The 21,347-nt window shown below is 67.2% G+C and carries 19 protein-coding genes; 11 read left to right on the forward strand and 8 right to left on the reverse strand.

The genetic code is table 11. The features are described 5' to 3' along the window. Window positions 1–114 precede the first annotated feature (114 nt). Entirely contained in the window at window positions 115–1,131 is a 1,017-nt protein-coding gene (locus ACIA75_RS02940; protein ID WP_397099252.1) for an Rpn family recombination-promoting nuclease/putative transposase, read from the reverse strand. A gap of 234 nt (window positions 1,132–1,365) precedes the next feature. Here ACIA75_RS02940 and ACIA75_RS02945 point away from each other — a divergent pair, with 234 nt between their 5' ends. Both ACIA75_RS02945 and ACIA75_RS02950 read left to right on the forward strand, forming a co-directional pair. Next, window positions 1,366–2,277, forward strand: a complete 912-nt coding sequence (locus tag ACIA75_RS02945) for an SMP-30/gluconolactonase/LRE family protein (RefSeq protein WP_397099254.1) — start codon at window positions 1,366–1,368, stop codon at window positions 2,275–2,277. 230 nt (window positions 2,278–2,507) lie between these two features. Further along, entirely contained in the window at window positions 2,508–3,581 is a 1,074-nt protein-coding gene (locus ACIA75_RS02950) for an ABC transporter ATP-binding protein (protein WP_397099256.1), read from the forward strand. A gap of 13 nt (window positions 3,582–3,594) precedes the next feature. On the opposite strand, the gene ACIA75_RS02955 is transcribed toward ACIA75_RS02950, so the two are convergent. Next, window positions 3,595–4,095 (reverse strand): winged helix-turn-helix transcriptional regulator, encoded by a 501-nt coding sequence (locus tag ACIA75_RS02955; protein WP_397099259.1) that lies wholly within the window; start codon window positions 4,093–4,095, stop codon window positions 3,595–3,597. 106 nt (window positions 4,096–4,201) lie between these two features. Here ACIA75_RS02955 and ACIA75_RS02960 point away from each other — a divergent pair, with 106 nt between their 5' ends. Beyond that, the gene (locus tag ACIA75_RS02960; protein ID WP_397099261.1) at window positions 4,202–5,371 is read left to right on the forward strand and encodes a thiolase family protein; all 1,170 of its coding nucleotides are present in this window, start codon (window positions 4,202–4,204) and stop codon (window positions 5,369–5,371) included. A gap of 131 nt (window positions 5,372–5,502) precedes the next feature. Here the strand turns inward: ACIA75_RS02960 and ACIA75_RS02965 are convergent, their stop codons facing one another. Further along, complete coding sequence (locus ACIA75_RS02965; RefSeq protein WP_397099263.1) at window positions 5,503–6,777, reverse strand: SGNH/GDSL hydrolase family protein; 1,275 nt, start codon at window positions 6,775–6,777, stop codon at window positions 5,503–5,505. A 552-nt stretch (window positions 6,778–7,329) separates the two neighbouring features. Between ACIA75_RS02965 and ACIA75_RS02970 the strand changes: the two genes are divergently transcribed. Both ACIA75_RS02970 and ACIA75_RS02975 read left to right on the forward strand, forming a co-directional pair. Next, complete coding sequence (locus ACIA75_RS02970) at window positions 7,330–8,247, forward strand: AraC family transcriptional regulator (protein WP_397099265.1); 918 nt, start codon at window positions 7,330–7,332, stop codon at window positions 8,245–8,247. 90 nt (window positions 8,248–8,337) lie between these two features. Then, window positions 8,338–9,327, forward strand: a complete 990-nt coding sequence (locus tag ACIA75_RS02975; RefSeq protein ID WP_397099267.1) for an o-succinylbenzoate synthase — start codon at window positions 8,338–8,340, stop codon at window positions 9,325–9,327. An 89-nt stretch (window positions 9,328–9,416) separates the two neighbouring features. Here the strand turns inward: ACIA75_RS02975 and ACIA75_RS02980 are convergent, their stop codons facing one another. Together ACIA75_RS02980 and ACIA75_RS02985 are read right to left on the reverse strand one after the other, a co-directional pair. Then, a complete protein-coding gene (locus tag ACIA75_RS02980) occupies window positions 9,417–9,947 on the reverse strand; it encodes a TIGR04338 family metallohydrolase (RefSeq protein ID WP_397099269.1) in 531 nt (176 codons plus the stop codon). A gap of 133 nt (window positions 9,948–10,080) precedes the next feature. Continuing rightward, complete coding sequence (locus ACIA75_RS02985; protein ID WP_397099271.1) at window positions 10,081–10,950, reverse strand: DUF2786 domain-containing protein; 870 nt, start codon at window positions 10,948–10,950, stop codon at window positions 10,081–10,083. A 148-nt stretch (window positions 10,951–11,098) separates the two neighbouring features. Here ACIA75_RS02985 and ACIA75_RS02990 point away from each other — a divergent pair, with 148 nt between their 5' ends. The 6 genes from ACIA75_RS02990 (at window position 11,099) to ACIA75_RS03015 (ending at window position 17,840) form a co-directional block, all read left to right on the forward strand. Beyond that, window positions 11,099–12,382 (forward strand): ABC transporter substrate-binding protein, encoded by a 1,284-nt coding sequence (locus ACIA75_RS02990; protein ID WP_397099273.1) that lies wholly within the window; start codon window positions 11,099–11,101, stop codon window positions 12,380–12,382. A 40-nt stretch (window positions 12,383–12,422) separates the two neighbouring features. After that, window positions 12,423–13,457, forward strand: a complete 1,035-nt coding sequence (locus tag ACIA75_RS02995; RefSeq protein WP_397099275.1) for a carbohydrate ABC transporter permease — start codon at window positions 12,423–12,425, stop codon at window positions 13,455–13,457. Next, window positions 13,454–14,341 (forward strand): carbohydrate ABC transporter permease, encoded by an 888-nt coding sequence (locus ACIA75_RS03000; RefSeq protein WP_397099278.1) that lies wholly within the window; start codon window positions 13,454–13,456, stop codon window positions 14,339–14,341. Before ACIA75_RS02995 ends, ACIA75_RS03000 begins: the two co-directional genes overlap by 4 nt. Window positions 14,342–14,403: 62 nt before the next feature. After that, window positions 14,404–16,767: a transglycosylase domain-containing protein gene (locus ACIA75_RS03005; RefSeq protein ID WP_397099280.1), complete on the forward strand. Its 2,364-nt coding sequence runs from the start codon at window positions 14,404–14,406 to the stop codon at window positions 16,765–16,767. 179 nt (window positions 16,768–16,946) lie between these two features. After that, window positions 16,947–17,408: a GyrI-like domain-containing protein gene (locus tag ACIA75_RS03010; protein WP_397099282.1), complete on the forward strand. Its 462-nt coding sequence runs from the start codon at window positions 16,947–16,949 to the stop codon at window positions 17,406–17,408. A 6-nt stretch (window positions 17,409–17,414) separates the two neighbouring features. Then, window positions 17,415–17,840, forward strand: coding sequence for a GyrI-like domain-containing protein (locus tag ACIA75_RS03015; protein ID WP_397099284.1), 426 nt, complete (start codon window positions 17,415–17,417; stop codon window positions 17,838–17,840). Window positions 17,841–17,888: 48 nt separating this feature from the next. Here the strand turns inward: ACIA75_RS03015 and ACIA75_RS03020 are convergent, their stop codons facing one another. From ACIA75_RS03020 to ACIA75_RS03030, 3 genes are all read right to left on the reverse strand, one after another. Continuing rightward, a complete protein-coding gene (locus ACIA75_RS03020; protein WP_397099286.1) occupies window positions 17,889–18,977 on the reverse strand; it encodes an inositol-3-phosphate synthase in 1,089 nt (362 codons plus the stop codon). Continuing rightward, a complete protein-coding gene (locus tag ACIA75_RS03025) occupies window positions 18,970–19,530 on the reverse strand; it encodes a PadR family transcriptional regulator (RefSeq protein WP_397099288.1) in 561 nt (186 codons plus the stop codon). Before ACIA75_RS03025 ends, ACIA75_RS03020 begins: the two co-directional genes overlap by 8 nt. Window positions 19,531–19,700: 170 nt before the next feature. Further along, window positions 19,701–21,347 (reverse strand): serine/threonine-protein kinase, encoded by a 1,647-nt coding sequence (locus ACIA75_RS03030; RefSeq protein ID WP_397099289.1) that lies wholly within the window; start codon window positions 21,345–21,347, stop codon window positions 19,701–19,703.

Raw genomic sequence — 21,347 nt, forward strand, 5'->3', positions numbered from 1 at the left:
TGTTGCACGGCACGCGCCGGCGACCGCCTCCGGGCGTGGAGCTCACACCGATCCACGATTCCTGACGTCTCTGTTCGGCCGCGCCTGGGCAAACCTTGCGCTGCTCCGATCGGATCAGGCAGGCCCGAAAACCTCGTTCAGGGTGGGCGCGGTGAGCACGCGCGGCGTCCACACCTCCAGTTCGTCGGTGTCCGCCGAGCGCACCCGGTCGACCACCTGGGCCGGCAGCGTCCCGAACTTGGCCCCCAACAGCTTGAGCAGTATCCGGGCCTCCCCTTCGGCGCGACCTTCAGCGCGGCCCTCGACGCGACCCTCGGCACGGCCCTCGACGCGACCTTCCGCGCGGCCCTCGGCGCGGAGTCGTTCTGCTGTGGTCACAGCTACCTCCTTGGCTCGCGGACCGAGTTGATTCAGCAGGGCTTGCAGATCCTCTAGACCGGTATCGCCCTCGAGAAAAATGTACTCGAATACCCGCCACAGGTCATCCACGCTCAGCGCGCTCAGGTCGGCGAGAAAGGGTTGCAGGTCGTGACCGAGGTTCGGGTTCTTGGCGGTGATCTTGTGCAGGATCAGCACCAGCCTGGCGGGCGGGGTGAGATCCCGGGCCTGGATCGCGGCGATACCGACCTGGGAAAGGTCGTCCAGCAGGATTGTCAGGCTCGGTAAGTGCTCGGCCAGTTCGGCGCGGGCCTCGTCGTCGACATCGATCAGCTCGGCCAACTCGGTCGGATAGTTCCACCGCTCACCTCTGGGCCCGGAATGCACGACGAGCGGGATAACTGCGGGAAGGGCCTTGCTCTTCGGGTGGGCGTCGAGGTGCTGGGTCCAGATTCCGAGTATGTAGCGCAGCATCCGCATCGGCATGAACCGGTCCGGGCCGGACTGGTGCTCGACGAGGACGTAGATGTAGGCATCGTGGCCCGACAGGCGGGTACGGAACAACAGGTCGCTGTAGAGCGGGCGCAGGTTCTGTTCGATATAACTGCCCGGCTGCAACTCCAAGCACCCCAAGTCGATGCGGGTGATGATCGCTTTCGGCAGGTTGGCCCGCAATATTCCGGCGATCTCGGCCTTGCGGGAGTAGACCCCCTTGAACAGTCCATCGTGCGGAGTCGATGATTGGACGGCCATCCGGCCAAACTAGCGGCAGGCATCAACAGGTTCGGCATCAGAACCGGGACGACGGCGCAGTCACGCCACGACACGACGCGAGTGCGTCACGCCGGACAAAAGCTAACCCGGGTCCAGCCACGGACTGAGGCCCGACACAGCGTTCGACGACCACGAGACTGCAAAACAGTGATTACGGGGTACCGAGCGGTCGGCGAAACCATCGGCGCACTCGCGCGATCTAGACTTCCGGGAGTGGGGACATATCGGCGGCGCCTCGGGGTGCTCCTTCTCGCGGTGACCGTGGCGACGGGAGTCGGCTGCGCGGCACCGGCATTCGCTTCCGAACCGGCCGAGTGTGGCGGCTGGCAGATCGAGACACTCGCCACGGGCCTCGAACAGGTGGAGAACCTCGAACCCGACCGGCGGGGCGGCTTCTACCTCTCGGGGGATACGAAGGTGTATCACGTCGACGGTTCCGGGCGGGTTCGGACGATTCTGGAGAATCTGGCTGCACCCGGTGGCCTGCAGCTCGACGGGACAACGCTGTACGTCCTCACCCGCCAGAACGGGAAGCTGTGGCGGCTGGAGACCACCACCGGCGAGTTCACCTGGCTCGCCGATCTACCGGGCAACGGCCTGCTGCGGCTGCCCGACGGGGACTTCCTGACCACCTGGGTGGGTACCGAGGGCGGACCGCCACGGGGTGTTTCGCGCTATGACAGCGAAACCGGAGTGGTCACGCCGAATTGGGCGGCGGTGCCGCGGGGTGAAGGGCTGGCGTCGAGCCCGGATCGGCGAATCGTCTACACCGACGATCTGTTCACCGGTCAGGTCTACCGGATTCCGCTCGACGCACCGGACCGCTGGTCCGTGGTCACCACGGTGCCGGGGCTGATTCCCGGCCTCGACGATCTGGCCACAACCGGCGACGGCGATATCTACGTCACAGCCCACCTGCTCGGCACCATCCATCGTGTCGACCCTGATTCGGGCGCTACGTGCGCCGTCACCTCGGCACTGCCCATGGGCTGGGCCGGGCCGAGTTCGGTCCGGGTCGCGTCCGACGGGGACGGTTACGCGCTGTACGTCACCTCGTTCGACGGCACACTACGGCGGCTGCGGCCGCCGCCGGATGTGGAGCTCACACCGATCCATGATTTCTGACGACGGTGCGCCGCCGCGCCGGCCGCACCCGAGACGAGGCGGCGGCACCTGGGCCGGGATGGGGCGAACAGGTGGACAGTGGACAGGTTCACTGGCACGATTTGCACCGAAAACCACAGACCATGCGGAGCTCGAGAACACCAGCGGTAGCCTCTGACGCCATGACCACGCACATGTTGCGAATTCGCTCCACTTCGCGTGTTCCAATCGGTGAAGGGAAGTGAACAGCCGTGGCCACGGTGACCTTTGATCGCGCCACCCGGCAGTATCCGGGAGCGAAGACGCCCGCTGTCGATCAACTGCAGCTCGAGATCGCCGACGGCGAGTTCCTGGTGCTGGTCGGCCCCTCGGGTTGCGGGAAATCCACCTCGCTGCGGATGCTGGCCGGGCTCGAGGACGTCACCGGCGGGCGGATCCTCATCGGTGATCGCGATGTCACCAGCAGCGACCCCAAGGACCGCGATATCGCGATGGTCTTCCAGAACTATGCGCTGTACCCGCATATGACCGTCGCCGAGAACATGGGCTTCGCGCTGAAACTCGCCAAGGTGAACAAGGACGAGAAGCAGCGCCGGGTGCTCGAGGCGGCCCGCCTGCTCGACCTGGAACCGTTCCTGGACCGGCTGCCGAAGGCGCTGTCCGGCGGGCAGCGGCAGCGGGTCGCGATGGGCCGGGCGATCGTGCGCGATCCGCAGGTGTTCCTGATGGACGAACCGCTGTCCAACCTCGACGCGAAACTGCGGGTGCAGACCCGCACCCAGATCGCGCAACTGCAGCGCCGGCTGGCGACCACCACCGTGTACGTCACCCATGACCAGGTCGAAGCCATGACCATGGGCGACCGGGTGGCAGTCATGCGCGACGGCCTGCTCCAGCAGTGCGCCTCCCCGCGCGACCTCTACCGTGAGCCCGCGAACGTTTTCGTCGCCGGCTTCATGGGTTCGCCGGCCATGAATCTGTTCACCCTCCCGGTGACCGACGGAGCGGTCCGGGTCGGCGGGTACACCCTGTCGCTGCCGCGGTCGGTGGCCGAGGAGGCGGGTGGCTCGGTGACAATCGGTATCCGTCCCGAGCACCTCGATACCGGGGCTTCCGGTATCGAGATCGAGGTCGACGTGGTCGAGGAACTCGGCTCCGACGCGTTCATCTACGGCCGGCCCGCCGACCACACCGCAGGTGTCGACACGATCGTGGCGCGCACCGACTGGCGCAACCCCCCGGCCAAGGGCAGCCGCGTACACCTCACCCCCGGCCCCGACCAGATCTACTTCTTCGCCGCCGACGACGGCCGCCGCCTGAACTAGCCGGAAGCGCCGCTCAGGGCTTCCGCCGCCGGGCCGCGCGCCACTCCTGGTTGAGTCGTACGCCCAGCTCGTCGACCCCGATCTCCCGGCCGGACTCGCTGCGGACCTGCACCCGGACGGGGTCACCGGTGGCGGCCTCGATCAGGTCCAGCGGCGGGGGGCCGGGCTGCAGGTACGTGTTGCCCCATTGCATGAGGGCGAGCACCACCGGGAGTAGATCGCGGCCCTTGCGGGTGAGGACGTACTCGTGGCGGGTGCGCTTGCCCTCTTCCTGGTAAGGCCGCTTGGTGAACAGGCCCGCTTCGGTGAGTTTGCGTAGCTGACCGGAGACCGCCGCGTCGGTGATACCGACCCGGGAGGCGAATCCGTCGAAGCGGGTGGTGCCGTAGTAGGCCTCGCGCAGGATGAGGATCGCCGAGCGGGTCCCCACCACATCCACAGCCAGCGCGATCGAGCACTGGTCCGGTTTCCACGAGTTCAGATCGGCCAAGGGGCCTTCCATCACGGCTGCCATGCGCTCATTCTATCGACCCTGGCTTGCCTCAACTCATGCCAGCACCTACTCTGGCTTTAGATAACTTTAGCCAGAGTGGAAGTCTCTGGTGACGGAAGGAATCGCCATGCGAGACGCAGTCATCGTCGATGCGGTCCGGACCCCGATCGGGCGCGGCAAACCCAGCGGAGCCCTGCACTCGGTCCACCCGGTGGACCTCATGGCACACAGCCTGAGCGTCCTCGTCGAACGCACCGGAATCGACCCCGTACTGATCGACGATGTGATCGGCGGAATCGTCAGCCAGGTCGGCGAGCAGGGCGTCAACATGACCCGTCGCGCCGCACTGGCCGCCGGATTCCCGGAATCGGTCCCGGCCACCACGGTCGACCGGCAGTGCGGCAGCAGCCAGCAGGCGGTGCATTTCGCGGCGCAGGGCGTGATCGCCGGCGCCTACGACATGGTGATCGCCACCGGAGTCGAGTCCATGAGCCGTGTGCCGATGGGTGCCAGCGCGCGGGGCGCCGACGACATCTCCGGTGTGGGCTTCGCGCAGCGTTACCCGGAAGGGCTGGTACCGCAGGGCATCAGCGCCGAACTCATTGCCGCGAAATGGGGAATCTCCCGCACCGAGCTCGACGAATTCGGGCTGGCCAGTCACGAGAAAGCGGCGCGCGCCACGAAGAACGGCCAGTTCGCCGCCGAACTCGCACCGCTGGCCGGACTGGACACCGACGAAGGCATCCGCACCGGATCCACCCTCGACACTCTCGCCGCCCTGCGTCCCGCCTACTACAACGAGACCATGGCCGAACGTTTCCCGCAGATCGGCTGGAATATCACCGCCGCCACCGCCAGCCAGATCAGCGACGGCAGCGCAGCGGTCCTCATCACCACCAGCGAACGAGCCCGCGAACTCGGCTTGCGCCCCCTCGCCCGGCTGCACAGCTTCGCCGTGGCCGGCGACGACCCGCTACTCATGCTCACCGCCGTGATACCCGCGACCCGCAAAGTCCTGGACCGGGCGGGCCTCACCATCGACGATATCGACCTGATCGAGATCAACGAAGCCTTCGCGTCCGTGGTCTCGGCGTGGACCCGCGACACCGGCGCCGCCCCGGAGCGCGTGAACGTCAACGGTGGCGCGATCGCCCTGGGCCACCCGCTCGGCGCCTCCGGAGCCCGCCTGCTGACCACCCTCGTCCACGCCATGCAGGATCGCGGCGCCCGATACGGGTTGCAAACCATGTGCGAAGCCGGCGGCCTCGCCAACGCCACCATCCTCGAACGCCTCTGAACATCCACGCTCACCGGTGCGGCGAGGGAGCGGGTCATGACAGCGGGCGCGGGAGGTCCGGCTACCCCGATTCGGGCAGCCGGACCTTGCGCGACCGAGAGCTGTCCCGGGGGATCGCTCCGGAGCAGGGCTCAATCGACTGCCCCCAACAGGACGCCCGCGGCGACGTCGGCCATTGCGGAATACCCGGCGGGGCCGGGGTGCAGGTGGTCTCCGCTGTCGAACCGCGCGGCCAGTTCGTCCGGATCCGACGGGTTGGCGAGCGCCCGTTCGAAATCGGCGACAGCATCGAATTCGCTGGAACCGCGAATCCATGAGTTGACCGCGTCGCGGACCCGTTCACCGCGCTCGCTGTAATAGGGAGCGCCCCGGTAGGGCAGCAGGGTGCCCCCGACGATTCGCAGTCCGCCGGCGCGTGCCATCCGGATCAATAAGCGGTATTCGGCGATCAGCTGCTCGGCGGTGACTTCGGGGTTCGGGCGCATCCATGGTTCGTGGACTTCACTGGCGCCGATGTCGTTGATGCCCGAAAGCAGGATCACGGTGCCGATCCCGTCCTTGTCGAGTACATCGCGGCGGAACCGGGTTGCCGCGCGTTGGCCCACATACGCCGAATCCGACACGATCCGGTTCCCGCCGATCCCGGTGTTGAGCACAGCGCGGGGACGGCCGGCCACGGCGAGCCGGTCGGCCAGGGCATCCGGGTAGCGATTGTCCCTATCGGTCCACGCTCCGGCACCGTCGGTGAGCGAGTCGCCGAAGACGACCACACCGTCGCGGCTGGGCGGGCCGGAGACTTCGAGGCCGGTCAGGTAGTACCACGACCTGCTGGATTCGGTGAACGCCCCGGCATCGATGTCAGCACTGTGATCACCGATAGCGCGGTACGTGGTGGTATTGGCGAGGAAGTGGAAGGTGGCGGGTCCCGTCGGCCGGCTGAGATACAGCGTCACAGTGACCGATTGCCGGGCGTTGACCGGGTAGTCGGTGGCATCGCTGGTCAGTTCGGCGCCCGGCGGTATCACCGCGCCCGATGCGCCGCCGAAGGAGAGCGGGCGCACCGTGCCCGAACGTACCGCCGCCCCTTCAGCGGTGTGCGCGATGGTGGCCGCGGCGATAGGCAGCGGTCGGTCGCCGAAGAGGTTGGACAGGGTGATCCGTACGGATTCGCCGGCGAGAGTGGGGCGCACGGTCTGGCGGATGGTGTGACCAGCAAAGCCCGCGGTCGACCAATTCGGCCCGAGCACCTCACCGGCGGATAGCTGCGCGGCAGACCAACTGTCGAGCCAGGTTTCGGGTGGCCCGCTCGATCCGGAGGCGCCGACATACAACGCCGTACCGGAGACGGTCAGCAGGACTCCCAGCAGAGCCGACAGCACGGTGGTCCGTATCTTTCGAAGATTCATCGGCCTACCGGCTCCTGGATGCGCCGGGGAGCGGTCACCGCCATGATCGCGGACTCGCGGGCGGAGTCGACGCCAATCGGTACAGCGCGCACTATCGGGCCGGCTGCGTGCACCACGAAGTCGTATCGCATATCAGCGGGTGCCGACGGCGTCTCCGGTAGCGGGTGGACCAGGTCGGGGGTCATCGCGCCCCGATAGTGCCAGCCACCGCTCCGGAACCGGCCCAGGCTCGCCAGCGAGGTCCGTGTACTTCCTCGCTTTTCTTCGCCACCGCTGATGATCCGGTGGCTGGTAACGAGGACCGCCGGGCGATCGACCTCAGCCCGCCGCTGCCCCGTCCGACCAGAGCCCGGGCGGGACCCGGTTGCACCAGCTCTGCCGTGAGACGGCCCTGGGTGTGGCCGGTGGCGTCCAGTGATCTTCATCTCGAACTCCCGTTCTCGGGTCGATATCTTCGAGCATGAATCTACGGATCAGATGTGAGTGTAAGAATGGGTCAAAGCCTCATATTCATGTCTGAAAAGCTCAGAGCCATGACGGTATGATTCATGTGTGGACATCCTCTCCGATGCGGTCTCCGCCGTCCGCACCAGCAGTCCGAGTTCCGGTTTGTTCGTCCGTCACGCACCGTGGGGCCGGCAGTACCCAGTGGTGCCCGGCGCGGGCTTCCACGTCGTACTGCAAGGGTCGTGCTGGCTACTCCCACCCAACGGTGACGCGATCGCGCTCGGTATCGGTGATGTGGTGTTCATGCCCCGCGGCGCGGACCACGTCCTCGCCGACGACCCCGCCACCCTCGTCACCGAGACCGCCCGGCCCGGCGAACCCCGGGAGATCATCGGCCCCGGGCCGCGCAGCATCCTGCTGTGCGGCGCGTACGCACTCGACCGGCGCCATGCGCACCCGATGCTGGACGGACTGCCGGAGTTCGTGCACCTGCCTGCCCAGCTCGGCAGACATACCTCCCTGCGCGGCGCGGTCGACCTGCTCGCGGCCGAACTGGCCGAACCTCGCGCCGGAACAGCCGCCCTGATCCCGTCACTGCTGGATACGTTGCTGCTGTACATCCTGCGGGCATGGCTGGAGGACAACGCCGATACTCGCCCGTCCGGGTGGGCCGCGGCGTTCGGCGACCCGGCGGTCGCGACGGCGCTACGCGCTGTGCACGCCGATCCGGCGCACTCATGGACGGTGGACGAGCTGGCCGCGGCGGCCGGAGTCTCCCGAGCGACACTGGCCCGCAGATTCGTCGCCACGATAGGCGAAGGACCGTTGTCGTATGTGACCCGCTGGCGGATGATCCTCGCGGCGAAACGGTTACGCGAGAGCGCCGACGCCCTGTCCACGGTGGCACGCACCGTCGGTTACGGCTCGGAATTCGCGTTCGCGAAAGCATTCAAACGTGAATTCGGTATCGCCCCAGGGCAATACCGCAAGGAGACGGAACGCGCCGAGCCCGTGGCAGTCTGACGGCGCACAGCGCATCCACGGCACGGGCGAGACCCATCTCTCGGCCGGTCTCCGGACAACGGCCGGCGACCCGCTACTACCGTAAGGACGGTGACCGAGCTGCCCGAGATCGACTCCATCACCGTCTACGCGATTCCGATGCGGTCGAAATTCCGGGGGATCACCGTGCGTGAGGGCGTGGTGCTCCGCGGACCGCGAGGCTGGGGTGAGTTCTGCCCGTTTCCCGAATACGACGATCGTGAAGCCGCGCACTGGCTGGCGACCACCATCGAACAGGTGGGCGTGGGCTGGCCGGAACCGGTGCGCGACCGGGTGCCGGTCAACTGCACGGTTCCCGCGGTGTCACCGGAGCGGGCGTATGAACTCGTCGCCGGGTCGGGTTGCCGGACCGCGAAGGTGAAGGTCGCCGATCATCCCGGCGCACTGGCCGAGGATTCGGCGCGGGTGGAGGCGGTGCGGTCGGCGCTGGGGTCCGGCGGCGCGATCCGAGTGGACGCGAACGCGGTATGGGATGTGGACACCGCCGTCCGGAGTATTCGGGAACTAGACCGTGCGGCAGGCGGACTGGAATACGTCGAACAGCCGTGCCGGACCGTCGAGGAGCTCGCCGAGGTCCGCCGGAAGGTCGATGTGCCTATCGCGGCCGACGAATCCATTCGCCGTGCGGAAGACCCCCTGCGGGTGGCCGTCGCCGGCGCTGCAGATATCGCGGTGATCAAATGCACCCCGCTGGGCGGCGTGCGGCGGGCCCTCGAAGTGGCCGAAGCCGCCGGGCTGCCGTGCGTGATCTCCTCGGCGCTGGAGACCAGCGTCGGACTGTCCGCCCAGCTCGCCCTGGCCGGCGCATTACCGGAACTCGACCACGCCTGCGGGCTGGGGACGGTGACTCTGTTCGAAGGCGACCTGGTCGCGGATTCACTGCGCCCGGTCGACGGCTACCTGCCGGTGCCCCGCACCGCTCCACACCCGGAGCCCGCCCTCCTGGAGAAATACCGGCATCCCGACCCCGAACGCACGGCCTGGTGGACCGAACGTTTGACGCGGGTATGGGACGTGTTGGCCCGTGAGAGTAAAAAGTGAACTCTCCCGAGCGGCCCGGGTCGGCCGCCGCACATCTGTCATGCTGTCACCCCAGGCGCGGCCCATGGTCCTGCTTCGGGGAGCGCGCCTCACGTGAGTCGGGCTCCACAGTCGTGCAATGTGATGCGAAGCAGGAAACCGGCTTCCGGCCCGAGGACACCGTCCACCAATTCCACGTACCGAGCGCAGAACTCCGGGCCGTGTGCCGCGACCGTGGGCGGCGAGGGTTCCAGGTGGTGGGCGAGCTCGTGCAGTAATACCAACTCCCGCAATGCCCACGGGGCGCCGCCACGACCGGGACGGCTTCCGTGGACGGGCACCGCCAGCACACCTGACCCGGATTCGTAGTGCGCCGCGACCGTCCCCGCGCGGGCGCGCGCGCGGATCGGCGCCTCCGCCCGTTCCCATTTCGCCGCAACCCAATTCAGGGCGAGGACACGATCGCAATACTCCTGCACCGATTCCACCGACGCGAATTTCCTTTCCGCCGGCAGAGTCAGTCGCGAACCATAGATCTCTATCGTGCGCTGCCCGAACTCGGCGGCCCGATCGAATACGGATCGCACCAACTGTTCGGCGTCATAGACCTTGCCGCGCTGTAAATCTCGTATCGCGCTCACAGTCCAGACCTCGCAGCCGGCAGAGCCGTCGCACCGGTGACCGAGCACGCACGGAATCCGATCCGGCGGAGCCGAAGCACCGGGCGCCCCGGCACTCGGACAGCGCCCGCCCCGGCTCGGTCGCGCGGCACGGTTACCCGCCCGGGCTGTCGAGCCGCCCGCGTGCTGCGTCCAATTCCGGCGAGAAGCCCAGCCTGGCCACGCGACCCGCCCGATCCCCGGCCTGCCGGGCGTCCGGTGCGTATCCGGTGGAGGTCTGCGGGCCACGCCAGGTGCCGCGGGCTTCGGAGTTGCGACTGTAGAAATCGGCCAACTCTATTTCTTTGCCGCGTAACGCGAGCGCGGTTCCGGCCGCTTGTTCCTCGGAGACGGGTTCGGCGGCGTGTACGTCCTGTGTGGTGGCCGCCCGTTCGACCTCCGCCTTGGCCTCGGCCAGCCGCGCCCCGACCCGCGCCGCGAACGCCATCTGGAAGTTGAGCCGGGCGGTGACGCCGGCCACCGGAACCCGGACTACCCGGCGGACCCGCCGGCCGCGGCGCCGTTCGACGACCACCTTTTCCATCGTCGCCGAGCGGTGCGCCCCGGACTTGATGTACCGATCCGACGCCTGCACCATCTGCACCAGCAGGCTCGAGTACAGCGCCTCGCAGACGTCGATATCGGCGGCGAACCCGTAGGCGTACACCTGGGTGGAGGTGCGGGCGACATCACAGCGCACATCGTTGGCCTCCGCGATGGCCACGAACAGCTGCACATAGGTGCGCAGCCCTTTGCGACCGGGTTCGCCGATCGGGATCATCCGCTGGATGAGCGTCGCGCCCCGCTCCCGGTTCCGGGTGTGCGCCCGCGCGACCGCCAGATCGATCGACGACCGGGTGGCCAGCCGCTGGGCGGCGGCCAGGAATGCCTCGGCCTCGTATTCGTTGTCGGTCGACTCGGCTTGACGCAGCAGTCCGCCGATCCTGGTGAGCAGGCGTTCGGATACGGCGTTCGCGGTGGACATCACGGGTCAGCGTAGTCGGCCCACCTGTGGTTATGTTCGCGGCGGCGGTCGCGGGGCCGGCTTCGGTCCAGGAGTACCCCACACGCGACGTGCGCACCATGTATGTTGCGTTGTGCTGCCGCTCACGTATCGACCCTGGAGTTCCGCGATGGCTTTCAAAAAGGTGCAGTCTCTACGCGCCGCGCTCGTGCTATTGCCGATCGCGCTGCTGACCGCGACCTTTGCCACCGCGTGCAACACCAGCGATACCGATGAGCAGCTCAGCATGAACCAGGACGGCCGCGGCCCGATCACCTACGTCGAAGGTAAGGACACCACCGAAACCGGTGCGGTGAAACAGCTGATCGACCGCTGGAATGCCACCCACCCCGACGAGCAGGTCACCTACAAGGAACAGTCCAACGACGCCTCCGCCCAGTACGACGACCTGGTCGAACATATGCGGGCGAAATCGCCGGACTACGACGTGGTGGCCCTGGACGTCCCATGGACCGCGGAGTTCGCCGCCAAGGGCTGGATCCAGCCCCTGGAGGATCAGTTCGCGATCGATACCGCGCCGCTGTTGTCCCCGCCGGTCGCCAGCGCCACCTACAACGGCACCCTCTACGCCGCGCCCCGCAACACCAACGGTGGCCTGCTGTTCTATCGCAAGGACCTGGTTCCCGTCGCCCCGCGCACCTGGTCGGAGATGCGAGCCAGCTGCCCGATCGCACGGGAGCAGCAGATCGGCTGCTATGCGGGCCAGTTCGCGCCGTACGAGGGTCTGACGGTGAACACCGCCGAGGTGATCAACGCGTTCGGCGGCACCTTCGTCGGCACCGACGGCCGCACGCCGACCGTGAACAGTGCGGAATCACGAGCCGGGCTCCAGCAGTTGGTGGATGCCTACAAAATCGGCGATATCCCCCGCGAGGCCGTCACCTTCCAGGAGCCGGAGAGCGGCGCGGCCTTCAACCAGGGCAAACTCATGTTCCTGCGCAGCTGGCCGTCCACCTACGGTGACGCCGCCTCCGAATCGTCGGCGGTGAAGGACAAGTTCGGCGTGGCCCCCCTGCCCGGCGACACCGGTATCGGCGCCTCCACCCTCGGCGGCTACAACGCCGCGATCAGCGCGTACTCCGAGAACAAGGCCACCGCACTGGATTTCCTGAAGTACCTGATCAGCGAGGAGGCGCAGCACATCATCGCCTCCGGCGCACTCCCTCCGGTGCGGGCCTCCACCTACGACGATCCGGCGCTCATCGCCAAGATGCCGTACCTGCCCGCCCTCGAGGATTCCATCGCCAGCGCGGTGCCCCGACCGGTCACCCCGTTCTATCCGGCGGTGTCCAAAGCCATTCAGGACAACGCATATGCTGCCCTGACCGGAACCAAGTCCGTGAACGACGCGATCATCGGCATGCAGAAGGGTATCGAGACGGCCGGATCGTAGTTACTGTTCAACCGGACCCGGCGAGCCAGGAGAGAGAACGGTGTCGGATCCTTCCGGAACGCACGCGCAGGCGTCGGTCCGTACAGATAAGCCCGCGAACGCAGCGCGTACCGGCGGGACGGCCAGCAGGCTGCGCGATGAAATCCGCATGTCGGGCCGGGCGTGGTTGTTCGTCGCGCCGGTACTGATAGCGCTCACCGTGGTGATCGGCTATCCGGTGATCCGGGCGCTGTGGATGTCGTTCCATTACGACGACCAGCTCGACGCCGTGACCGGCCGGTTCACCGACAACGGGGAAAGCACCTTCTACAACTACCTGCACTGGCTGATCGGCCAATGCCAGGTGATCACCGGTGGTGTCACCGAATGCCCCACCGGCAACCTGGGCGCGGAGTTCTGGGGCGCGGTCGGGGTGACCTTGTTCTTCGCCGTGGTGACGGTGACGCTCGAGGTCGCGATCGGGCTCGGTATGGCGATCGTCATGGGCAAGACATTCCGGGGCCGGGCGCTGCTGCGGGCTGCCGTATTGATCCCGTGGGCCATCCCGACCGCGGTGACGGCCCGGCTCTGGGAATTCATGTTCCAGTACGACGGCCTGGTCAATACGATTTTCGGCACCGAGATCCTGTGGACCTCCGATACCTGGCCGGCGCGTTTCGCGGTGATCGCCGCCGATGTGTGGAAGACCGCGCCGTTCGTGGCACTGCTGCTGCTGGCCGGCTTGCAGGTGATCCCGAACGATGTGTACGAGGCGGGCCGGGTGGACGGCGCATCGGCCTGGCAGCGGTTCACCCAGATCACGATGCCGCTGTTGAAGCCGGCATTGCTGGTGGCGGTGCTGTTCCGCACCATGGACGCACTGCGCATGTACGACCTGCCCGCCATCATGACCGATAACCTGCCGGCCACCCGCACGCTCTCGGTGCTGGTGGTCGAACAGACCAGGCAGGGCCCCAACAGCGCGGCGGCACTCTCGACGATCACCTTCTTGCTGATCTTCGCGGCAGCCTTCGTCCTCGTGAAGGTACTGGGCGCGAACGCGGTGCGGACGCAGGAAGAACAGCGGAAGGCATGACCGCGGTGACAACACAGCAAACCGGCACCCCGCCCCGGCCCCGCCCGTCCTGGCGGCACCGGCTCGGCTCGGCCCGTATCTATGTGGGCGCGCTGATCGTGCTGCTCTGGGGCCTGGGGCCGTTCTATTGGATGGCGGTGACCGCGTTCCGCGATCCCGCCTACACCTTCGACACCACCCCGTGGCCGACCCACGTCACCCTCGACAACTTCCGCGATGTCTTCGACACGAGCCGCGGTAACGATTTCGGCAAGGCTCTGCTCAACAGTGTGATCATCGGTACGGCCAGTACCGTGATCGCCTTGGTCATCGGCGTGATGGCCGCGTACGCGCTGGCCCGGCTCACCTTCAAGGGTCGCTATCTGGTGTCCGGGTTGATCCTGGGCGCCTCGATGTTCCCGGTGGTCGTGCTGGTGACGCCGCTGTTCCAGCTGTTCACCGATATCGGCTGGATCGGCAAGTACCAGGCGCTGATCCTGCCCAATATCTCCTTCGTGCTGCCGCTGACCGTCTACATCCTGGCGTCGTTCTTCGCCGACCTCCCGTGGGAGCTCGAGGAGGCGGCCCGCATCGACGGTGCCACCAAACTGCAGGCTTTCCGGCTGGTGATGCTCCCGCTGGCGGCGCCCGCAGTATTCACGACCGCGATCCTGGCCTTCATCGCCGCAGTCAACGAATACCTGCTCGCCCGGGTGCTCTCCGGCAGCGACACGGAACCGGTGACCGTGGCCATCGCCCGTTTCTCCGGGAACAATCCCCAGGTAGAACCGTATGCCGCGATTATGGCGGCAGGGACGTTGGTGACCGTACCGCTGGTAATTCTGGTACTAGTGTTCCAGCGACGCATCATCTCCGGACTCACGGCGGGCGGCGTCAAAAGCTGATCACTGGGTATCCTGGGGACTGGCGGTCGTGCGCCTGAGTTTTTCCGACGCTCCGGGAGGAGATGATCGTGAGCTCGTTTCGTTCCCCGCGTGGCCACAGCACTCCCAGATCGCCGCAATACCCTTCACTCGCCGGTTGGAACCAGCTCGACACCGGTGTGCGACCCCGCCCGCCCCGGCCACCGCAGTATCTGCGCCCGCACCGAACCCGCAGCCAGCGCATCCGGCACCTGCTGCTGTGGCTGTTCATCATCCTGGTCGCCATACCGGCGCTGCTGGTGGCGCTGATCTACTGGAGTGCGGAGATCCCGCGGGCCGGAACCGTGCCGGTCAATCAGACGGCCACCATCACCGCCTCGGACGGCACCACGGTGCTCGCCAAGGTGGTACCTCCCGAGGGCAACCGCACCCCCGTGCCACTGGAAAAGGTGCCGGTCCACGTGCGCAACGCCGTACTCTCCGCCGAGGACCGCAACTTCTACACCAACCCGGGTTTCTCGCCCACCGGCCTGCTGCGTGCGCTCCGGGACAACGCACTGGGCCGGGCGAATGCCGGCGGCGGCTCCACCATCACCCAGCAGTACGTCAAGAACGCCTTCCTGGGCCCCGAGCGTACGGTGAGCCGCAAGGCGCACGAGCTCATCATCTCCGCGAAGATGTCGCGGGAATGGAATAAGAACGAGATCCTGCACGCCTACCTCAACACCATCTATTTCGGCCGCGGCGCCTACGGAATCGAAGCCGCCGCGCAGGCTTATTTCGGCAAACCGGTCAACGAGCTGACCGTGGCCGAAGGAGCGGTACTGGCCGCGCTGATCCGTACCCCGTCCGGGCTGGATCCGCAGCACCAGCTCCCCCAGTTGCTCCAGCGCTGGAACTACGTCCTCAACGGCATGGTCGCCATGGGAAACCTGGCGCCCGGTGAGCGCGGTGCGGTGGTCTTCCCGCCCACGGTCCCGCCGCCGGTGTTCGACGAGAACATCGTCGAACGCGGCCCGGAGGGACATATCAAGGCCCAGGTGCTGCGCGAACTGTCGGCCGCGGGAATCTCGCAGAAGGAGATCGATACCGGCGCCCTGCAGATCGTCACCACCATCGACCCGAAAGCGCAGCAGGCCGCGCAGGCGTCCGCCGGCGACACGCTGGACGGGCAGCCGCCGGAGCTGCGCGGCGCGGTGGTCTCGATCGACCCGCGGTCCGGCGCGGTGCGCGCGTACTACGGAGGGGCGGACGGTATCGGGTTCGATTTCGCCCAGGCACCGGTACAGACCGGGTCGGCGTTCAAGACTTTCGCGGTGCTGGCCGCGCTGCAGCAGGGGATTCCGCTGTCGCGGGCGTTCGACAGCGCACCGGTGCACGTCAACGGGGTCGAGGTACGCAATGTCCAGAACGAATCCTGCGGCACCTGCTCGCTGTCGGAGGCTTTCAAGCGCTCGCTCAACACCAGCTTCTACCGGCTCACACTGGCCATGAACAACGGCCCGAAAGCGATTGCCGACGCCGCGCACCAAGCCGGCATACCGCTCGAGATACCCGGTGTACCGGGACAGTCGCTGACCGAGATGGGCGCCGATCCCATGCCGTCGATCGTGCTGGGCACCTATCTGGTCCGGCCGCTGGATATGGCCTCGGCGTATGCGACGATCGCCGGAGAAGGCCGATACCACGAGCCGTATTTCGTCCAGCGGGTAGTTCGCGGGGACGGCCGCGTGCTGCTGGATCGCAGCCCCGATCCGGAACAGCAAACCGGTGAACAGCCCCGCCCCGCCGAGCAACGCATCCCGCCGGAGATCGCCGCCCGCGCCGCCGCGGCGATGCTGCCGATCGCCGACTACTCCAACGGTCACGGATTGAGCGGACGCCCGTCGGCCGCCAAGACCGGCACCACCCAGCTGGGCGATACCGGGCAGAACAAAGACGCCTGGATGGTCGGTTTCACCCCCTCGCTGTCAACCGCGGTCTGGGTCGGCACCGAACTCAACCTCCCCATCGTGACGGCGGGCGGCGGCCCCGTCTACGGTTCCGGGTTTCCTTCCGATATCTGGAAAGAGACCATGGACGGTGCCCTGGTAGATACACCTGTCGAACAAATCGGCAATCCACCCCCCGGCGGCCCGGCGCCCGCGCCCCCACCCGCGCCTGCCACGAACGAACGACCGTCCGGCGGTCCGTACGATGTTCTCAACCCGCCGCCGTCGCCGGAACCCGCGCCGCAACCACAGCAGCCGTTCATCGTGATACCACCGGCCTCCGAGCCCTATGTGCCCGAGCCCGAGCCCTATGTCCCCGAACCGGAACCGTATGTGCCCGAACCCGAGCCGCAGGCCCCGGCGCCACCGGCCTTCGTGCCGCCACCGCCCCCGCCTCCGCCGCCACCGCCCCGGGTCATCGAAATCCTGCCCGGCGTGACGGTTCCCGTGCCCTGATCGACGTTTTCCGCCCGTGCTCCCACCGAAGGAACGGTCGGCATGGCAGCATCGTTGGCCAGAGTGAGATGTCGCCCATCCGACCGACCGGCACCGGGCCCACGCTCGTTGCCGGGACGAGCGTGCGGGAGGATATGCGCTGGAGCGACGACGGATGACGAGACATAGGGGCTACGCCGGTGGAATTCAATGTCGTTGACCGCCCGGAAACACTGGTGGCGGGAATGGTGCTTCGCAGCCCGGCCCTCGCCGTGGAAGGGCCGCGCCGCACCCGGGTGGAACAAGCCTGGAAACGTAATCTTGCCCGGGCGTTACCGGGTCCACCGGCCAGCGCGTTCGTCGACCATGCCCCCGAGATCAATTCGTACCTGACCCATATCATCGGCTACCGCTGCCGCAGCCTCGACGACCTACTTCCCGGCGATGTACTCGCCCGGATCCCGGCCGGCCGCTACGCGCGATTCACCCTCGGCGGTGCGGACCTCGGTGAAACGATCGTGACGCTGTGGCGCGCGATCTGGGACGCCGAAGCCGCCGGCCGGTTGGTGCGCTCCTACACCGGAGACCACGAGCGCTATCCGGACGAGCACACGGTGGAGGTTTTCGTGGCACTGGCAGCAGACGATTCGGCGGGCAGGTAGGAAGCTGTGGATTTCGAAATTGTCACCCTCGACGAAAGCCTGGTCGCCGGGCTCACCGTTCCGCTCGCCGGGCGGGAGGTGAGTGCCCGCGACCTGGATCTGGTCAACTTCACCTGGGATCGCTACCTGAGCCGAGAGAAAGAAGTTCCCAGGGTTGCGGCCTACATCGGCCAGGACGACCATGCCGTAGCGGTCCTCGGATACGAGGTCAGCGGTTTGGCGACACTGGACCCGGGCGATGTCCTCACCCGGGTACCGGCGGGCCGCTACGCGAAATTCGTGGTCACCGAAAAACCGTACGACCTGCTGCGCACGGCCTGGGCACGGGTCCGGGAAGCGGAGAAAGCGGGCACGATAACCCGCTCCCACACCGCCGAACTCGAACGCTATACCGGTCCGACCTCGGTCGAGGTCTACGTATCGCTGGACTGACAGCCGGGCAGATCAGCGCGCGGGTTTCGCCCCCGCGCGCCGACCGGCTCATCCGATGATGAAGGTTTCCAACTCCGTGCGGGCGATATCGTCGGCCATCTGCTGCGGCGGGGACTTCATCAGGTACGCCGAGGCCGGGAGCACAGGGCCACCGATACCGCGGTCCTTGGCGATCTTCGCGGCACGCACCGCGTCGATGATGATGCCCGCGGAGTTCGGGGAGTCCCAGACCTCGAGCTTGTACTCCAGGTTCAGCGGCACATCGCCGAACGCGCGGCCTTCCAGCCGGACGTAAGCCCATTTGCGGTCGTCGAGCCAGCCGACGTGGTCGGACGGGCCGATGTGCACATCGTTGGCGCCCATCTCCTTCTGCAGGTTGCTGGTGACAGCCTGCGTCTTGGAGATCTTCTTGGACTCCAGCCGCTCCCGCTCGAGCATGTTCTTGAAGTCCATATTGCCGCCGACATTCAGCTGCATGGTGCGGTCGAGCTGAACACCGCGGTCCTCGAACAGTTTCGCCATCACCCGGTGGGTGATGGTCGCGCCGACCTGGCTCTTGATGTCGTCGCCGACAATCGGCACACCCGCGGCGCGGAACTTCTCGGCCCATTCCGGGTCCGAGGCGATGAACACCGGGAGCGCGTTCACGAAAGCCACCCCCGCGTCGATCGCGCACTGGGCGTAGAACTTGTCGGCCTCTTCGGAGCCGACGGGCAGGTACGACACGAGGACGTCCACCTCGGCGTCCTTCAGCGTCTGCACGACGTCGACCGGATCGCTCTCGGCGAGTTCGATGGTCTCGGCGTAGTACTTGCCGATGCCGTCGAGGGTGGGGCCCCGCTGCACCGTGACGCCCAGCGGCGCCACATCGGAGATCTTGATGGTGTTGTTCTCGCTGGCGAAGATCGCCTCGGACAGGTCGAAGCCGACTTTCTTGGCGTCCACGTCGAAGGCGGCCACGAACTGCACGTCCCGGACGTGGTATTGGCCGAACCGCACGTGCATCAGGCCGGGCACCGTCGCCGTATCGTCGGCGTCCCGGTAGTACTGCACGCCCTGCACGAGCGAGGAGGCGCAGTTGCCCACACCTACGATGGCGACGCGAACACTGGACTTTTGGGTGTCTCCACTACTCATGGCCGGTATTTCCCTCTTTCTGTGGTGCCGCCTTCGTCGATTGCTCCGCCGCAATCAACTCGTTGAGCCAGCGCACTTCGCGCTCGCTTGATTCGAGTCCGAGTTGATGGAGTTGGCGGGTGTAACGATCCAGCGAGCCGCTTGCTTTCTTGATCGCCTCCCGCAGCCCCTCTCGGCGCTCCTCGACCTGGCGCCGCCTGCCCTCCAGGATCCGCATCCGCGCTTCCGCGGGGGTGCGGCTGAAGAAGGCCAGGTGCACGCCGAAGCCGTCATCGGTGTAGTTCTGCGGACCGGTATCGGCCAGAAGCTCGCCGAACCGCTCCCGGCCCGCCGGCGTCAGCTGGTAGACGCGCCGGGCGCGGCGGGTTGTCACCAAGCCCTCGGGCGCTTCCTCCGCGATCAGCCCATCCGCCTGCATGCGTTTCAGGGTCGGATAGAGCGATCCGTAGGAGAACGCCCGAAACGCCCCGAGCAGGCCGGTGAGCCGCTTCTTCAGCTCGTAGCCGTGCATGGGCGCTTCCAGGAGCAGCCCGAGGATTGCCAGTTCGAGCACCGGGCTTCACCCCCTGACTTCCGTACAGACCTAACCAATGGATGCGAGTTCCCACTATATCGGAGCGATATAACCATTCATAGTTCAGTCCGCTACATCACAGGTGGGGGTCGTGGTGCATCACCGGTTCCGGGGCAGGAAATCCCCCCTGGTAACCGCGGACTTATGGCTCAGCTCGCGGGAAATACTTCCAGTGGCGAGCCGGCGAAGGAGACGGACATATGGCCGGTGCTGCCCGCGGGGTCCTCGACGTAGATATCGATCGTCGGCCCGGCGTCGGCCGGGGCGATCAGCTCGAAACCGATTCCGAGATGTTCGACCTCGCCCTGTTCGAGGCGCACCGAGGCCGGGGCGCCCGCCAAGACGGCGGCCAATGTGGTCAGGTCGATATCGGCCAAATCGATCGGCCGGCCGTCCGCGTAGCTGGGGACCGCGGCACCCGTCTCGGCGAACCCGTCGCCGTCGAAGCGGAAGTTCCGGGGGCTGCCGCCATCCAGCCGTTGGACCAGCAGAAAGTCCGGGTAGACAGTGGCCGTATCGATAATGGTGTCGCCGAACTCCCGGCGGTAGTTGTCGATGAAGGACGCCAGCCCGCCGACAGTCACCAGGTTCGGCAGCGACGCCGACTCCGGGTCTGCTTCCGCCACGGCGGCAACGCCCGCTTCCGGGTCCTCCCGCGCCACTATTCCGGCGCCGCCGCCGAGGGCGGCAGCGGCCGCCAGCACCACCACCGGAAGCCACCAGCGCCACATCCGGCGGCCGAATCGCGGAATCGCGGCATCGGCAAGCTCGGCTGCGGCCGGTGCGCTCGGCACCGGGCCAGGTGTTCGCTTTGCGAATGTGATGCTCGGCGCCGCGTCGGGCGTGCGGGAGGGCTGGGGCCCCGATCCGGAGCCGTGGGCCGCCACAGTGTTGAAGGCGCGGAACGCCGCAGCGCCCAGGGCGGGAGGTGCCACCGTGTCGCCGGCGGGGAACGCCACAGTGTCGAGGGCGCGGAACGCCGCCTCGCTGAAGGCGCGGCAGGAGTCGTAGCGTTCCCCGGGCTCTTTCGCCAGCGCGCGGGAGAGCACCTCGTCGATCGCCGGCGGCAGGCTCGGAACTCGCTGGGAGGCCGCCGGCGGCGGGGTGTACAGGTGCGCGCTGATGACGGCGGCGGCACTGTCCATGGCGAACGGCTTCTCACCTGTGAGCAGGACGAACAGTGTGCAACCCAGCGCGTAGACATCCGCGCGGTGATCGACCGGACCGCCGGTGAACTGCTCGGGTGCGGCATACGCCACCGTCGCGATCACATCACCGGTGCGGGTGAGGTCGGTGCCGCCGAGCGCGAGGCGGGCGATTCCGAAGTCGGTCAGCAGGGCGCGTTCCCCGAACTCACGATCCGGATCCGCGGTGACCAGGATATTTCCCGGTTTGACATCCCGGTGCAGCATCCCGTGGCGGTGGGCATGGTCCAGACCGCGGGCCGCGTCGTCGATGATGTGTGCCGCGCGGCGCGGGCCCAGGTCCGCCGACCCGGCCAGCGCGGCGGCATCGGTGCCCGGCACATATTCCATGGCGATCCACGGCTGCCCGTCACTGACGCCGCGGTCGTGGACGGTGACGATATTCGGATGTCGCAGCCGGGCCGCGAGATCGGCCTCCCGGTCGAACCTGGCACGAAATTGCGGATCGGTCAGATGGTCGGCGGGGAGCAGTTTCAGTACATCCTGGCGCGGTAGCCGTGGGTGCTCGGCGAGATAGACGACACCCATTCCCCCCGCGCCGATCCGGCGCACGATCCGGTAGCCGGCGAAGCTCTCCCCGGGTTGCAGCAT

It is taken from the genome of Nocardia sp. NPDC051750 (assembly GCF_044453135.1).
Lineage (GTDB): Bacteria > Actinomycetota > Actinomycetes > Mycobacteriales > Mycobacteriaceae > Nocardia.